Annotated in this window: 12 protein-coding genes and 1 pseudogene; 8 read left to right on the top strand and 5 right to left on the bottom strand. The window is 71.2% G+C overall.

Annotation, left to right across the window (positions count from 1 at the left end; all coding sequences use genetic code 11):
* Positions 1 to 89: 89 nt before the first annotated feature.
* Positions 90 to 323, top strand: a complete 234-nt coding sequence (locus AC3A3J_RS01070) for a MoaD/ThiS family protein (protein ID WP_487670504.1) — start codon at positions 90 to 92, stop codon at positions 321 to 323.
* Between the two features lie 602 nt (positions 324 to 925).
* Here the strand turns inward: AC3A3J_RS01070 and AC3A3J_RS01065 are convergent.
* The 4 genes from AC3A3J_RS01065 to AC3A3J_RS01050 all read right to left on the bottom strand — a co-directional run bounded on the left by AC3A3J_RS01065 (position 926) and on the right by AC3A3J_RS01050 (position 4,356).
* Positions 926 to 1,405: a molybdenum cofactor biosynthesis protein MoaE gene (locus AC3A3J_RS01065; protein ID WP_487670503.1), complete on the bottom strand. Its 480-nt coding sequence runs from the start codon at positions 1,403 to 1,405 to the stop codon at positions 926 to 928.
* A complete protein-coding gene (locus tag AC3A3J_RS01060) occupies positions 1,405 to 1,890 on the bottom strand; it encodes a MogA/MoaB family molybdenum cofactor biosynthesis protein (RefSeq protein WP_487670502.1) in 486 nt (161 codons plus the stop codon). The genes AC3A3J_RS01065 and AC3A3J_RS01060 overlap by 1 nt, the downstream gene beginning before the upstream one ends.
* Positions 1,891 to 1,916: 26 nt before the next feature.
* Complete coding sequence (locus tag AC3A3J_RS01055; RefSeq protein WP_487670501.1) at positions 1,917 to 3,548, bottom strand: molybdopterin-dependent oxidoreductase; 1,632 nt, start codon at positions 3,546 to 3,548, stop codon at positions 1,917 to 1,919.
* Between the two features lie 73 nt (positions 3,549 to 3,621).
* Positions 3,622 to 4,356 carry a GTP pyrophosphokinase gene (locus AC3A3J_RS01050; protein WP_487670500.1) on the bottom strand — a complete coding sequence of 245 codons (735 nt, stop codon included), beginning with the start codon at positions 4,354 to 4,356 and terminating at the stop codon, positions 3,622 to 3,624.
* A gap of 135 nt (positions 4,357 to 4,491) precedes the next feature.
* On the opposite strand from AC3A3J_RS01050, the gene AC3A3J_RS01045 reads away from it, so the two are divergent.
* Positions 4,492 to 6,588 (top strand): APC family permease, encoded by a 2,097-nt coding sequence (locus AC3A3J_RS01045; protein ID WP_487670499.1) that lies wholly within the window; start codon positions 4,492 to 4,494, stop codon positions 6,586 to 6,588.
* A gap of 157 nt (positions 6,589 to 6,745) precedes the next feature.
* Here the strand turns inward: AC3A3J_RS01045 and AC3A3J_RS01040 are convergent, their stop codons facing one another.
* Positions 6,746 to 7,915, bottom strand: coding sequence for an SLC13 family permease (locus tag AC3A3J_RS01040; protein ID WP_487670498.1), 1,170 nt, complete (start codon positions 7,913 to 7,915; stop codon positions 6,746 to 6,748).
* Positions 7,916 to 8,261: 346 nt separating this feature from the next.
* Here AC3A3J_RS01040 and AC3A3J_RS01035 point away from each other — a divergent pair, with 346 nt between their 5' ends.
* The 6 genes and pseudogenes from AC3A3J_RS01035 (at position 8,262) to AC3A3J_RS01010 (ending at position 15,986) form a co-directional block, all read left to right on the top strand.
* On the top strand, positions 8,262 to 8,351 hold the full coding sequence (locus AC3A3J_RS01035) for a potassium-transporting ATPase subunit F (protein ID WP_314648990.1): 90 nt from the start codon (positions 8,262 to 8,264) through the stop codon (positions 8,349 to 8,351).
* Positions 8,351 to 10,030 (top strand): potassium-transporting ATPase subunit KdpA, encoded by a 1,680-nt coding sequence (gene kdpA, locus AC3A3J_RS01030; protein WP_487670497.1) that lies wholly within the window; start codon positions 8,351 to 8,353, stop codon positions 10,028 to 10,030. The genes AC3A3J_RS01035 and kdpA overlap by 1 nt, the downstream gene beginning before the upstream one ends.
* Positions 10,031 to 10,032: 2 nt before the next feature.
* Positions 10,033 to 12,179 (top strand): annotated as a pseudogene (kdpB, locus tag AC3A3J_RS01025) (potassium-transporting ATPase subunit KdpB).
* Positions 12,180 to 12,208: 29 nt separating this feature from the next.
* Entirely contained in the window at positions 12,209 to 12,811 is a 603-nt protein-coding gene (gene kdpC, locus AC3A3J_RS01020; RefSeq protein WP_487670496.1) for a potassium-transporting ATPase subunit KdpC, read from the top strand.
* Positions 12,808 to 15,318: an ATP-binding protein gene (locus AC3A3J_RS01015; protein WP_487670495.1), complete on the top strand. Its 2,511-nt coding sequence runs from the start codon at positions 12,808 to 12,810 to the stop codon at positions 15,316 to 15,318. Before kdpC ends, AC3A3J_RS01015 begins: the two co-directional genes overlap by 4 nt.
* The gene (locus AC3A3J_RS01010) at positions 15,315 to 15,986 is read left to right on the top strand and encodes a response regulator (RefSeq protein ID WP_487670494.1); all 672 of its coding nucleotides are present in this window, start codon (positions 15,315 to 15,317) and stop codon (positions 15,984 to 15,986) included. The genes AC3A3J_RS01015 and AC3A3J_RS01010 overlap by 4 nt, the downstream gene beginning before the upstream one ends.
* Positions 15,987 to 16,093 lie beyond the last annotated feature (107 nt).

Genomic DNA, 16,093 nt, shown 5'->3' with positions numbered 1-16,093 from the left:
GCCCCCACCGCCGACGACGCTGACACTGCCGCCGACGCATCCGCCGCCGCCGGGGCGTCCGCGGCGAACACCGCCGACGGAGCATCCGCATGACGCGCGTGCGCTATTTCGCCGCCGCCGCAGAGGCCGCGGGAACCGACGCCGAGGACCGCGACGAGGCGACCCTGAGTGCGCTGCGGGAGGCGGTGGTGCGCGAGCATCCCGCCCTCGCCGACATCCTGCCCCGCTGCGCCGTCATGGTCGACGGCGTGCGTTCCGACGACGACCGCCCCCTCGCCGACGCCGAGCTGATCGACGTGCTCCCGCCCTTCGCCGGCGGCTGAGCCACGCCCTCTCTCGTCGCGCGGCTGCCCGCCTCGCGTGGTCCTCGCCACCACCCTCCGCCGCCGCCCGCGGCACCGCAGGCTGCCCACCACACGCGAATGCAGGCGATCACCCGATCCGCAGGATGCTTTCGCCGAATCCCGCCTGCACAACGCGAGTTCGCCTGCATACCGCGTGGCTGAAGAACCACCACCCGGCACCTCACGACTCGCGTGGTCCCCGCCACTCACCCACCAGGGGCACACAACCCACCGGCGGCACACGCAATGCAGGCGATCACACGATCTGCAGGATGCTTTCGTCGAATCCCGCCTGCATAACGCGAGTTCGCCTGCATACCGCGCGGCTGAGAACCGCCACCCGGCAGCCTCACGCAGTGCGCGGTCCTCGCCACCCGCCCACCGGCGGCGTGCGCACACCCGCCGCATACGCAATGCAGGCGATCACCCGATCCGCAGGATGCTTTCGCCGAATCCCGCCTGCATAACGCGAGTTCGCCTGCATACCGCGCGGCTGGCGGCCGGCCTACCTCGAGCGGACGGGGCATACCGCGCGGCCGAAGAACCGCGAGCGGACGAGAACCACGCCGCCCGCGCCGGGGTCAGCCGCCGATGCCCTTCCACGACGACGACCCGTCCGACTCGTGCTGGCGCTTCCACACCGGCAGGTCGCGCTTGATCGCCTCGATGATCTCGCGGCACACCGCGAAGGCCTCCGCCCGATGCGCCGAGGCGACGGCGATCACCACCGCGGCGTCGCCCACGGCCAACTGGCCGACGCGGTGACTCACCGCGACGAGCGTGCCGGCGTCCCGTCCGACCGCCGCCCCGCCCCCGTCGACCTCGGCCGCCCCACCGGCATCGCCCTCGGCCTCGGCCGCGATGCGGCGCAGGGTCGCCGTGGCGTCCGGGTGCGCACTGTATTCCAGCCCGACGACCGGAGAACCGGCATCCGGGTCGTTGTTGCGCACACGCCCGACGAACGTGGTGACGGCCCCGAGCCGGGGGTCGTCGACGGCCGCGAGGTGCGCGTCGAGGTCGAGCGGGTGCTCGACGATCGCGGCGATGCGGACGTCGTTCATCAGTGGTCGCCGCCGGCGAGCTGGTCGACGATGTGCGCGGCGACCGTGAGCACGACCGGCACGCCCGACGACACGGCGTTCGTCGAGCCCGGGAGGTTGACCACGAGCGCGCCGTAGGGGTCGATGATGCCGGCGGTGCCCCGTGACAGCACCGACTTGGGCGTGTCGGCGAGTCCCTGACGCCGCAGCTCTTCCGCGATGCCCGGCACCTCCCGCGTGATGACCTGCCGCGTCCCCTCGGGGGTCTCGTCGCGCGGTGCGACGCCGGTCCCGCCCGTCGTGATGATGAGCTTGATGCCGCGGGCGGCGGCGCGACGCAGAGCATCCGCCACCGATTCGGCACCGTCGGGGATGACCTCCGGGTCAGGGCAATGCCACCCGGCCTCGCGCAGCAGCGCGACGGCGATGGGACCGCCGCGGTCCTCACGCTCCCCCGCGGCCGATCGATCGGAGACGGTGATCACGCACGCGGGGGTCGAGGTCATGCGTCCACCCTAGAGGCCGATGCCCGTCAGTTCACTCGGATCAGCGAGCGCTGCCACCCGGACGAGCCGTCCGGCGCGATCGGAGCGCGCTCCTCGATCTGCAGGTCGCCGTTCTTGTTCACGGCCCGCACGGCCACGTAGTGGGTGCCCGGCGTGGCGTCCCAGTCGACGAACCACTGCACCCACGTGTCGTCGTTGACGGGCGTCGACAGCGTCGCCGAGATCCACTCGCCGTCGTCGATGCTGACCTCGACCCGCTCGATGCCGACCGACTGCGCCCAGGCGACGCCCGCGATGGGCGTGCGACCGGCTTCGATGGCCGACCCGAGCTTGGGGGTGTCGACGCGCGACGAGAACTTGATCGGCGCCTCGGCGCTGTAGCCGCGCGGGGTCCAGTACGCCTCGTCCTTGTCGAACGTGGTGACCTTCAGCTCGGTGAGCCACTTGGTGGCCGACACGTAACCGTAGAGGCCGGGCACGACCATGCGCACCGGGAACCCGTGCTCGAGCGGCAGCGGTTCGCCGTTCATCGCGACCGCGAGGATCGCATCGAGGTTCTCGTCGGTGAGCGACGAGAGCGGCGTGCTCGCGGTGTACCCGTCGACACTGCGCGACAGCACCATGTCGGCATCCGCCTTCACGCCGGCCTTCTTCAGCACGTCGCGGATCGGCACGCCGAGCCACTTGGCGCTGCCGACGAGCTCGCCGCCGACCTCGTTCGACACGCAGGTGAGCGTGATGGAGTACTCGTCGAGACCCATGTCGAGGATGTCTTGGAAGCTCATCTCGACCCGCTGGTCGACCATGCCGTCGATCACGAGGCGCCAGGTGTCGGGGTCGATCGTCGGCACGGTGAGCGCGGTGTCGACGCGGTAGAAGTCCTTGTTGGGGGTGTAGAGGGGGCTGAGGCCCGGCACGTCGAGCTCGGCGCCCTCGGGCACCGTCACGGTGCTGCGGGGCGAGGGCAGGGTGAGCGCCTTGCGGATCGACTCGACCGAGCTCACCGTCATGCTCACCACGCGCGACGCGACGCCGACGACGACGGCCGAGACGCCGGCGATGGCCGTGAGGGCGAAGAATCCGCGGCGCCCCATCTGCGCGTCGGCGACCGACTTCTTCGGCATGTCGGTGGGCGAGGGCTTGGTGATCGGCGGGGTCGTCGGTTCGCCGGTGCTCTGCGCCGCGACGGATGCCGTCGCCGCCGCCCTCCAGCGCTGCAGGCGCCGGGTGAGCAGCACGAGGATCACAGCGCCCGCGACGGTGCCGAGCACGGGCGGCACGGAGGCGAGCGGGCTCACCCCGGCACGGGTCACGATCGCGGCGGTCGAGAGCGCCCCCGCGATGACGACCACGACCACCCCGAGGGGCGGGCGCACCAGCTGCAGGATTCCGCCGATGGCCGACGCGATCACGACGGCGAGGCCGAGCCCGGCGAGCAGTGCGATCTTGTCGTACTCGCCGAAGGTCGCGATCGCGAACTCCTTGAACGGCTGAGGCACGATGTCGATGACGAAGCCGCCGACCGCGAGGATCGGGCTCGCCGTGCGGGCGAGCAGAAGCGCGAACAGCTCGGCCACGGCGAGGAACACGGCCCCGCTGACGAGGCCGGCGACGGCCGCCCAGAAGAAGAATCGCTTGCCCGTACGGCGCTCGGCCATGGTGTCCTCCTGGTCCGCCCGTGGATTGGTCCCCGGTTGTTCGGAGCGGATGCCGGAACGGATGGCGTCGACGCTACACGGCGACGATGCCGGGCGGGGGCGGCGGGGCGAGGGGGGCGGCGGGCGCCAGCGGCGGGGCCGGCGCGAGTCGTCGCTGCGGCACCCCGTGCGCCTCGCGATGCAGGCGCTCCATGCGGGCGTCGAGCTCCGACGCCGCCTCGGCCGCCGAGGTGAGGCTTTCGACGAGATGCGCGGGCACCTGATTGGCGAACTTGTAGTAAATCTTGTGCTCGAGGCTCGCCCAGAAGTCCATCGCGATGGTGCGGAACTGCACCTCGACGGGAATCGACAGCGCGCCGGTCGACAGGAAGACGGGCACCTCGATGATCGCGTGCAGGCTCTTGTACCCGTTCTCCTTGGGAGTGGCGATGTAGTCCTTCACGACGCGCACGGTCACGTCGTCCTGCGCGGTGAGCAGGTCGAACAGCCGGTACACGTCGGCGACGAAGCTGCAGGTGACCCGCACCCCGGCGATGTCGGTGATCTCGCGGCGGATGAGCTCGAAGTCCGGCTCGTCGATGCCCTTGCGCGCGAGCTTCTCGACGATGCTGTCCGGCGACTTCACCCGGCTCTTCACATGCTCGATGGGGTTGTACGCGTGGTGGTGCGTGAACTCGTCGCGCAGGATCGAGATCTTCGTCTCGACCTCGCGCATGCCGAACTCGTACTCGCGCAGGAACCGCTGGAACCGATCGCGCAGCTCCTTCGCTTCGTGGAAGGCCTGCTCGTCGACGGAAACCGTGCTCATGTCCCCGACGTTATCGATCCGTGATCGGAATGGGCTGAGCATCCGTTCGCCTGCCCGTAAGGATTCCGTGAGGGCGCACCGGCCGACCGTAGGGATTCCGTGAGGATGGCGTCAGGACGCGGTGCGCGAGGAGTAGTGTCGCCCGACGTGTCAGAGCAAACCAGAGACAGCACGGATGCGCCGCAGACCGTCAAACGCATCCTCATCGGCGACCCGCTCACGAGCGCCCAGGTCGACGATCAGCTGCTGCCGAAGAAGATGGCGCTGCCGATCTTCGCGTCGGATGCTCTGAGCTCGGTCGCCTACGCGCCGCAGGAGCTCGTGATGATCCTGCTGATCGGCGGACTCGCGTTCCTGTCGTTCACCCCGCTCGTCGCGATCGCCGTGGTCGTGCTGCTGGCCGTGGTCGTCCTCAGCTACCGCCAGCTCATCAAGGCCTACCCCTCGGGCGGCGGCGACTACGAGGTGGCGTCGAAGAACCTCGGCGAGATCCCCGGCGTGGTGGTGGCGGCGGCCCTGCTCGTCGACTACGTGCTGACGGTCGCCGTCTCGGTCGCATCGGGCGTCGACAACATCATCTCGGCGGTGCCGGCACTCGATCCGCTGCGCGTCGAGCTCGCCGTCGGCTTCGTGGTGCTCATCATCATCGTCAACCTCCGCGGTGTGCGAGAGGCGTCGCTGGTCTTCGCGATCCCGACCTACGTGTTCATCGGTTCGGTCGGCCTCATGATCGTCACCGGCCTCGTGCGCTCGTTCCTCGGCGATGCGCCCGTCGCATCGAGCGCCGCGTTCTCGGTGCAGGCCGAGAACCTCAGCCAGGCCGCGGTGATCCTGTTGATCCTGCGGGCGTTCTCGAGCGGATGCTCCGCCCTCACCGGCGTCGAGGCCGTGTCGAACGGGGTGCCGGCGTTCCGGACCCCGAAGGTGCGGAACGCCCAGTCGACCCTCGTGCTCATGGGCACGATCGCGGTGTGCCTGTTCTCGGGCCTCACCGCGCTGGCCCTCATCACCGGCGTGCACTACGCCGAGAACCCCTGCGACCTCATCGGCTTCGACTGCACGAATCCCCAGCCCAGCCTCATGGCGCAGATCGCCGCGGCGACGTTCGGCAGTGGCAGCATCCTGTTCTTCGTCATACAGGCCGCCACCGCCTGCGTGTTGCTGCTCGCCGCCAACACCGCGTTCAATGGCTTCCCGCTGCTCGGCTCGGTGCTCGCCCGTGACGGCTACGCGCCCAAGTCGCTCAACACCCGCGGCGACCGTCTGGTGTTCTCGAACGGGATGATCCTGCTCGGTATCGGCGCGATCGTCGTGCTCGTCGTGTTCCAGGCGCGGCTGACGACGCTGATCCAGCTCTACATCATCGGCGTCTTCGTGTCGTTCTCGCTCGGGCAGCTCGGCATGGTGCGGCACTGGCGTCGGGTGCTGCGCGCCCCGCAGGATGCTCCGCAGAACGGCGGACGCGACGGTGCCGCGGCGACCGATCGCCGCTCGGCGCGGGTGGGTCTCGCGATCAACTCGGCGGGGGCGACGCTCACGGTGCTCGTGCTGGTGATCGTCACGGTCACCAAGTTCACGCACGGCGCGTACCTCGTCTTCTTCGCGATCCCGATCCTCGCGTTCCTCATGCTCGGGGTGAAGCGGTACTACCGCGACGTCGAGCACGAGATCGCGATCGACGACACGACGCGGTTCGGGGCATCCGGCGATGTCGCGATCGTGCTCGTGAGCCACCTGCAGAAGCCGGTGATGAAGGCCATCGACTACGCGATCGCCGCGAAGCACGACAAGACGCTCGCGGTCCACGTGGCCGTGTCGGCCGAGGCGGCGGCCTCGGTGCAGAAGGATTGGGCCGACCATCTCGTGCCGATCCCGCTCGTGATCCTCGACTCGCCCTACCGGTCGTTCGCGCAGCCGATCAGCCAGTTCATCTCGCAATATCGCGAGAAGCACGGCTCGTCGGTCGTCACCGTGTACCTCCCGCAGTACATCGTCGGCCACTGGTGGGAGACCTTCCTGCACAACCGCCGGGCCCGGCGACTCGCCAACAAGCTCATGCTCGTGCACGGCGTCTCGATCACGCTCGTCCCGTGGCTGCTCGATTCGTCGGAGCTCATCTACGGGCGCCGCTCGCGCCCTCTGCCCGGCCAGGAGCGCGCCGGCCGCCCCGTCGCGCCGGTGGTCGTCTCCGGCCGCCGCGCCCACCGCCCCGAGGGTCCCCCCGCCGCCTGACGCCGGGCCGGTGCCCCCCGCCCCCCGGCTCTCACCGTTCCCGTCGCATTTTCTGTCGCTCCGGCGCGCTCCAGGCGACAGAAGATGCGACGGGAGCGGAAGACGAGTGAGGGAGGGAGATGAGGGAGAGGAGGGAGGGGAAGGGGGACGGCGGAGGTCAGGCGATCAGCGACAGGGCGAGGGTGGCGAGGAGCACGGTGGGGACGGCGGCGATCAGGCCCCACAGCATGAAGCGCCCCCAGCGCACCTCCACCCCGAGCGAGGTGACGCGGTGGTGCCACAGCAGCGTCGCGAGCGACGCCCACGGGGTGACGAGGGGGCCGAGGTTCACGCCGATGAGCAGCGCCATGAGCGCCGCCGGATCGCCCGCGGCGGGCTCCAGCACGAGGTAGGCGGGCAGGTTGTTGATCGCGTTGGCACTCAGCGCCCCGAGGCCCGCGAGGCGCAACAACTCGCCCAAACCGCCGGCGCCCGGCGCGGTGAGGAAGTCGAGCAGCCCCTGCGCGTGCAGGGTCTCGACGATCGCGAACAAAGCCGTCGCGAGCGCGAGCGCCTGCCAGGGCACGAGGCCGATGCGCAGCGCCCGTGGGCGCCGCACCACGAACAGCACGACGAGCGCCAGGGCGGCGACGGATGCCGGGATCCACACGTCGTGCGAGACGGCGAGCAGCGGCATGAGCGCGAGCAGGATGCCGGTGGCCGTCCAGAACAGCACCGGGTCGGCGGGGCGCCGGGCGGGCGGCATCGAGTAACCGGCGAACACGGTGCGCCGGTGGGCGATCGTGAGGATGGCGACGGGCACGAGGATGCCGACGAGGGTCGGCGCCCAGCTCAGCGCGAAGAACGCGGCGGGCGACTCGCCGATGCGCGAGGCGGCCAGCAGGTTCGTGAGGTTCGAGACCGGCAGCGCCATGGATGCCGTGTTCGCGAGCCACACGGTGGCGAGCGCGAATGGCAGCGGGGGCAGCCCGATGCTCTGCGCGAGCACCACCACCACGGGGGTCACGATCACCGCGGTCGTGTCGAGCGAGAGGAACACGGTGCTCACCACGGCGAGCGCGACGACGAGCATCCACAGCACGATCACGCGCCCGTGCCCCCATCGGGCGAGCCGCTGCGAGACGACGTCGAAGACCGCGGCGTCGCGCGCCAGCTCGGCGACGATCGTGATGGCGACGACAAACCCCAGCACGGGGGCGATGCGCGCGCCGAGCGCTCCGGCATCCGCCTGCGGAAGCAGCCCTGTCACGATGCAGATGCCCGCGACGACGACCAGCCCGATGACGATCCACGTGCCCACGCCCACCCGGACGCTCTTGATTCCCACCTCGCAACCCTAGACCCGCCCCTCTCCCCCCGCTTCCCGTCGCAGTTTCTGTCGCCCGGCCCGGCCGCAGGCGACAGAAAGTGCGACGGGAGAGGAAGCAACGGGGAGCGGAAGGAACGGGGAGCGGAAGGAACAGGCGGCGGAAGGGAACCAGGGCGGCGGGAACGGATGCCGGGCGTCAGGAAGACGCATGGGTTGGGGGCGAGGGCGTAGGGGAAGCGTCAGGAACCGGGGAACGGGCCCCGCGGACGGGTTGTATCGACGTCGTGCTCGACATCCTCTACCTCGCGCTGACTCTCGCGCTGTTCGCCCTCGTCTCGTTCGCCGCGAAGGGGGTGGAGAAGCTGTGATCGTGTTCGAGATCGTCGCCGCGACCCTCGCGGCCGCGGCCATCGTCTACCTCGTGATCGCCCTCGTCGCCGCGGAGCGCATGTGATGGGCGAGGTGATCTGGTTCGGAATCCTGCAGGCCGCGGTGGTCGTCGCAGCCCTGGTGCTGCTCTACCGTCCGCTCGGCGACTACATCGCGCACGTCTACTCCACGCCCCGCGACGCGCGCGTCGAGCGCGGTGTCTACCGGGTGATCGGCGTCGACCCCGCCTCGGAGCAGACGTGGCGCGCCTATGCCCGCAGCGTGCTCGTGTTCTCGGTCGTGGGCCTCGTGCTCGTCTACGCACTGCAGCGGCTGCAAGCCTTCCTGCCGGCGTCGCTCGGCCTCCCGGCGGTGCCCGAGGGCCTGGCCTTCAACACCGCGGCATCGTTCGTCGCCAACACCAACTGGCAGTCGTACTCGCCCGAGCAGACCATGGGCTACACGGTTCAGCTTGCCGGCCTGACGGTGCAGAACTTCGTGTCGGCAGCGGTCGGGCTCGCGGTCGCCGTGGCGCTGATCCGTGGCATCGCCCGCCGCGGCTCGACCACGATCGGCAACTTCTGGGTCGACCTCGTGCGCGGCCTCGGGCGCCTGCTGCTGCCCCTCGCGGTCCTCAGCGCGCTCGCCCTCATCGCGGGCGGCGTGATCCAGAACGTCGCCGGGTTCACCGAAGCGACCACCGTCGCCGGCACCACCCAGACGATCCCCGGCGGCCCGGTCGCCTCGCAGGAGGCCATCAAGCTGCTCGGCACGAACGGCGGCGGCTTCTTCAACGCCAACTCGGCCCACCCGTTCGAGAACCCGACGGGCTGGACGAACCTGCTCGAGATCCTGCTCATCCTCGCCATCCCGTTCGCCCTCCCCCGCACGTTCGGCCGCCTGGTGGGCGACCACCGGCAGGGCTACGCGATCGCGGCCGTCATGGGGACGATCTTCCTGCTGTCGACGTTCGCTCTCTCGGCACTCGAACTCGCCGGCCGCGGCACCGCCCCCGAGCTGGCCGGGGCCGCCATGGAGGGCAAGGAGGTGCGCTTCGGCATCTTCGGTTCCACCCTGTTCGGCAGCGCCAGCACCCTCACCTCGACCGGCGCGGTCAACTCGATGCACGACTCGTACACGGCGCTCGGCGGAATGATGCCGATGCTCAACATGATGCTCGGCGAGGTCGCCCCCGGCGGCGTCGGATCGGGGCTGTACGGGATGCTCGTGCTCGCGATCATCGCCGTGTTCGTCGGCGGGCTGCTCGTGGGCCGCACGCCCGAGTACCTCGGCAAGCGGATCGGCCCGAGGGAGATCAAGCTCGCGAGCCTGTACATCCTCGTCGTGCCCGCGCTCGTGCTCGGCGGTACGGCTCTCAGCTTCGCGATCCCCGGCATCCGCGCGGATGTCGAGGCGACGAGCATCCTGAACCCCGGCGTGCACGGCATGGGAGAGGTGCTCTACGCCTTCACGTCGGCGGCGAACAACAACGGCTCGGCGTTCGCCGGGCTGACCGCGAACACGCCGTGGTTCAACACCGCGCTCGGCGTGGCGATGCTGCTGGGGCGCTTCCTGCCGATCGTGCTCGTGCTGGCGCTCGCCGGCTCGTTCGCCGCGCAGGAGAAGGTGCCAGAGACCGTCGGCACGCTGCCCACCCACCGGCCGCAGTTCGTCGGCCTGCTCCTCGCCGTGACGGTGATCGTCACCGCCCTCACCTACTTCCCGGTGCTCACACTGGGACCCCTCGCCGAAGGACTCGTCTGACCATGACCCTCATCACCACCCCCGAGACGGATGCCCCGGCATCCGCCCCCGTCGACGCCCCGAAGTCCCGCACGTTCGGGTGGCCGCAGCTCGCGGCGGCCCTCCCCGGGGCGCTGCGCAAGCTCAACCCGGCCGCGCTCGTGCGCAATCCCGTGATGCTGCTCGTCTGGGTCGGCGCCGCGTTCACGACGCTGCTCGCGATCGCCGAGCCCTTCCTCGGCGGGCCGGGCGAGTCGGGCGGCACGCCCGTGCCGGCCCCGTTCACGGCGGGCATCGCCGCATGGCTGTGGCTCACCGTGCTGTTCGCGAACGTCGCGGAGTCGGTGGCCGAGGGCCGCGGCAAGGCCCAGGCGGCGAGCCTGCGCAAGACCCGCACGAGCACGATGGCCCGGCGGGTGGTGGCCTACGACGCGACGACGGACGCCGCTGCCCGCCGTGCGGCGACCGCGGAGGTGTCGTCGGCCGAACTGCAGCGCGACGATGTCATGGTCGTCGAGGCCGGCGAGCTGATCCCCGGCGACGGCGACGTGCTCGAGGGCATCGCCACGGTCGACGAGTCGGCGATCACGGGTGAGAGCGCCCCGGTGATCCGCGAGTCGGGCGGCGATCGCAGCGCCGTCACCGGCGGAACCCGGGTGCTGTCCGACCGCATCGTCGTGCGCATCACGTCGAAGCCGGGCGAGACGTTCGTCGACCGCATGATCGCGCTCGTCGAGGGCGCGAGCCGCCAGCGCACGCCCAACGAGATCGCCCTGAACATCCTGCTCGCGAGCCTGTCGATCGTGTTCGTGATCGTGGTGCTGGCCCTCAACCCGATCGCCTCCTACGCGGCGTCGCCGGTGAGCATCCCGGTGCTCATCGCCCTTCTCGTGTGCCTCGTCCCCACCACGATCGGCGCGCTGCTGTCGGCCATCGGCATCGCCGGGATGGACCGCCTCGTGCAGCGCAACGTGCTCGCGATGTCGGGTCGCGCGGTCGAGGCGGCCGGCGACGTCACCACGCTCCTGCTCGACAAGACGGGCACGATCACCTACGGCAACCGTCGCGCGCACGAGGTGCTCCCGCTGCCCGGGGTCGATGCCGAAGAGCTGCTGCGGATGGCCGCGCTGTCGTCGCTCGCCGACCCCACCCCCGAGGGCGCGTCGATCGTCGAGCTGGCCGCCGCGCGCGGCATCCGCGCGTCGACGAGCCGGCAGATGCCGTGATCGTGCCGTTCACCGCGCAGACGCGCATGAGCGGGCTCGACCTCGCCGACGGCACGCAGATCCGCAAGGGCGCAGGTTCCGCCGTGCGCGCGTGGCTGTCGACGGCCTCGGTGCAGACCGATGCCGAGGTGTCCAGCCGCACCGGGCTGGTGTCGGAGAGCGGAGGGACCCCGCTCGTGGTCGCCGTGAAGGATGCCGCAGGCGAGCGAATCCTGGGCATCGTGCACCTCAAGGACATCGTGAAGGAGGGGCTGCGCGAACGATTCGACGAGCTGCGCAGCATGGGCATCCGCACGGTCATGATCACGGGCGACAACCCGCTCACCGCGAAGGCGATCGCCGCCGAGGCCGGGGTCGACGACTTCCTCGCCGAGGCGACCCCCGAAGACAAGCTCGAGCTCATCCGCCGCGAGCAGGAGGGCGGCCGTCTCGTCGCGATGACCGGCGACGGCACGAACGACGCCCCCGCGCTGGCGCAGGCCGATGTGGGCGTCGCGATGAACACCGGCACGTCGGCGGCGAAGGAGGCCGGCAACATGGTCGACCTCGACTCCGACCCCACCAAGCTCATCGACATCGTGCGCATCGGCAAGCAGCTGCTCATCACGCGCGGCGCGCTCACCACGTTCTCGCTCGCGAACGACATCGCGAAGTACTTCGCCATCATCCCGGCGATGTTCATGGGCGTGTTCCCGGGGCTCGCGGTGCTCAACGTCATGCAGCTGCACTCGCCGGCATCCGCCGTCACCAGTGCGATCATCTTCAACGCGATCGTGATCGTCTTCCTCATCCCGCTGGCCCTGCGCGGAGTGAAGTACCGTCCGGCGAGCGCCTCGCAGATCCTGCAGCGCAACCTCCTCGTCTACGGCCTCGGCGGCGTGATCGCGCCGTTCATCGGCATCAAGCTCATCGACCTCGTCGTGAGCCTCCTCCCCGGCTTCTGAGCCCTCCCGGCTCCCGCGAAAGGCATCCCATGTCCTCCACCCGCACCACCCTGCGCACGACCGGCGTCGCGATCCGCGCGATGCTCGTGCTGACCCTCGTGCTCGGCGTCGCGTACACGCTCGCCGTGACCGGCATCGGCCAGCTGCTCCTGCCCTGGCAGGCGAACGGCTCCCCGCTGCCCGACGACCGGGGCAGCGCACTCATCGGCCAGTCCTTCACCGATGCCGACGGCCAGGCGCTGCCCGAGTACTTCCAGTCGCGTCCGTCCGCGGCGGGCGACGGCTACGACGGCGCCGCGTCGAGCGGCAGCAACCTCGGCCCGGAGAACGCCGACCTCATCGCCGCCGTCGACGAACGGCGCACCGCGATCGCCGAACGCGAGGGCGTCGCCCCCGCCGACGTGCCCGCCGACGCCGTGACCGCGTCGGGCTCCGGCCTCGACCCGCACATCAGCGTCGCCTACGCGCTGCTGCAGGTGCCGCGCGTGGCGGCGGCGCGCGGCCTCGACGAAGACGCGGTGCGCTCGCTCGTGGAGTCTAGGATTCAAGGGCGGGATCTGGGATTCCTCGGCGAGGAGCGCATCAACGCCGCCGAGCTCAATCTCGCTCTCGACGCGCAGGAGGGCGAATGACACGAGAGCGGCGGGGCAGGCTCCGCGTTCTCCTCGGCGCCGCGCCCGGCGTCGGCAAGACCTACGAGATGCTCGTCGAGGGGCGTCGGCTGCTCGACGACGGGCACGACGTGGTGATCGCCGTCGTCGAGACCCACGGCCGCGCCGCGACACTCGCCCAGACCATCGGCCTCCCCGAGGTGCCGCGGCGCACCGACGAGCACCGCGGGGTTCTGCTCACCGAGCTCGACCTCGACGCCGTGATCGCCCGGCGGCCCGAGATCGCACTGGTCGACGAGCTCGCCCACACGAACATCCCCGGTTCGACGCATGCCAAGCGCTGGCAGGACGTCGAGGCGCTGCGGGATGCCGGGATCGACGTCGTCACGACCGTCAACGTGCAGCACATCGAGTCGCTCAACGCGGTGGTCGAGAAGATCACGGGCATCGCGCAGCAGGAGACGATTCCGGATGCCGTGGTGCGGGCCGCCGACGAGATCGAGGTCGTCGACCTCGCGCCGCAGACGCTGCGCGACCGCCTGTCGGCCGGGCTCGTGTACCCGGCCGAGCGCATCGACGCGGCGCTGTCGAACTACTTCCGCCTCGGCAACCTCACGGCGCTGCGGGAGCTGGCGCTGCTGTGGCTGGCCGACGAGGTCGACAGCGCTCTGCGCAGCTACCGCGCCGACCACGGCATCGAGAGCACCTGGCAGGCGCGAGAGCGCGTCGTCGTGGCCCTCACCGGCGGCCCGGAGGGCGAGACGCTGCTGCGCCGCGGCGCCCGCATCGCCGCCCGGGCCGCCGGGGGCGAGCTGCGCGCGGTGCACGTGTCGAGCCAGGACGGCCTGCGCGACGAGGCCCCGGGGGCTCTCGCGGCGCAGCGGGCGCTGGTCGAATCGCTCGGCGGCAGCTTCCACCAGATCATCGGCGACGACATCCCTGCGGCGCTCGTGGAGTTCGCGCAGGGTGCCGACGCGACGCAGCTGGTGATCGGCGTGAGCCGCCGCGGACGCCTCGCCGCCGCGCTCACCGGTCCGGGGATCGGGTCGGAGGTCATCCGTCGCTCCGGTGACATCGACGTGCACATCGTCACGCACGCGGCGGCGGGCGGGCGGCTCGCGCTCCCCCGCATCTCGGGCGGCGCGCTGGGGTGGCGGCGCCAGGCGCTGGGCTTCGCGGTCGCCCTCGTGTTCGGCCCGCTGCTGTCGTGGCTGATGTTCGCGTTCCGCAGCCCGGAGTCGATCACCGCCGAAGTGCTGGCCTACCAGTTGCTCGTCGTCGTGGTCGCGCTGATCGGCGGTGTGCGACCCGCCGTCTTCGCGGCGGTGCTCTCGGGAGTCACGCTCGATTTCCTCTTCGTGGCCCCGCAGTTCACGATCACCATCGCGCATCCGCTGCACGTGCTCGCCCTCGCCCTGTACGTCGTAATCGCCGTGCTCGTCAGCATCATCGTCGACCAGGCCGCCCGTCGCGCCCGCACCGCGACCCGCGCGACCGCCGAGGCGGAACTGCTGGCCGCGGTCGCGGGCAACGTGCTGCGCGGCGACAACGCCGTGCTCGCCCTCGTCAGCCGCGCCCGTGAGGCGTTCGGTCTGAGCGGGGTGCGGCTGCTCGGAGCCGACGGCGAGGTGCTCGCCTCCGACGGCGAACCGTTGGCCGACGGTCGCCACACGCGCCTGCCGGTGGGGTCGACGGGTGCCCTGCTCGAGTTGAGCGGCGACGCCCTCGACGCCCCCGCTCGCCGTCTTCTCGACGCCATCGTGGCCCAGCTCGTCGCCGCCCTCGAGCACACCGATCTGCGGGCGACGGCCGCCGAGGCCGAGGCCCTCGCCGAGACCGATCAGGTGCGCAGCGCGCTGCTCTCGGCACTCAGCCACGATCTTCGTCGCCCGCTGGCGTCGGCGGTCGCGGCGATCGGCGGCCTGCGCGCCGCCCACGACCTCTCGCCCGACGACCGCGCCGAGCTGCTCGCCACCGCCGACGAGAGCCTGGCGACGCTGTCGACGCTCGTCACCGATCTGCTCGACGTCAGCCGCGTGCAGGCCGGGGTTCTGGCCGTGTCGGCGACGCGCCTCGACGCGACGGGGCCGGTGCTCGCGGCGGTCGACGAGCTCGGCCTCGGTCCGGCCGACGTCGACCTCGCGCTCGACCCCTCGCTGCCCGCGCTGCGCGCCGACCCTGTGCTGCTGCAACGCGTGCTGGTGAACGTGCTCGCCAATGCGCACCGGCACTCCCCCGAGGGCGCCCGGGTGCTGGTGTCGACGAGCGCGGTCGCCGACCACGCCGAGATCCGCATCGTCGACCGCGGCGCGGGCGTTCCGGCCGACCGTCGCGACAGCATGTTCCAGCCGTTCCAGCGGTTCGGCGACACCGACAACACGACGGGCCTGGGGCTGGGCCTCGCGCTCTCGCGCGGGTTCACCGAGGGCATGGGCGGTAGCCTGACACCCGAGGACACCCCGGGCGGGGGACTCACCATGGTCATCTCGCTGCCGCTCGCCGGCGCCGACACGGAGGGCACGGAGTGAAGCTCCTCATCGCCGACGACGATCCGCAGATGGTGCGGGCGCTGCGCATCACGCTCGCCGCGCACGGGTACGAGGTGGTGGTGGCGGCCGATGGTGCCGCCGCGATCGCCGCCGCCGCGCAGGCGCACCCCGACCTCATCATGCTCGACCTCGGCATGCCGCGACTCGACGGCATCGAGGTGATCCAGGCCCTTCGCGGCTGGACCAACGTGCCGATCATCGTCGTCTCCGGCCGCACGGGGTCGGCCGACAAGGTCGAGGCGCTGGATGCGGGGGCCGACGACTTCGTCACCAAGCCGTTCCAGGTCGACGAGCTGCTCGCCCGCCTCCGCGCGCTCTCGCGGCGCGCCGTGCCGGCCGGCGGCGAGTCGACCGTGGCGTTCGCCGACGTCGTGGTCGACCTGGCCACGAAGACGGTCACGCGCGCGGGGTCGCGGGTGCACCTCACCCCGACGGAGTGGCGGATGCTCGAGCATCTGTCCCGGCATCCGGGCGCCCTCGTGACCCGACAGGACCTGCTGAAGGAGATCTGGGGCAGCGAGCAGGTCTCGGACTCGGGCTATCTGCGCCTGTACATGTCGCAGTTGCGCAAGAAGCTGGAGCGCGAGCCCAGCGCCCCCGTGCACCTGCTGACGGAGTCGGGCATGGGCTACCGCCTCGTCGTCTGACGCGGCCGGCTGCCCGACGGGCCTTCCGCTCGCGCGCCGACTCGCCCGCCTCGGTCGCGCCGCCACAACTCAGGACCCACGGTCCTCGCCCCGCCGCCTACCCCCGG

The organism is Microbacterium sp. Soil_N32 (genome assembly GCF_057655505.1).
This window is presented reverse-complemented; position numbering and strand designations above follow the sequence as displayed.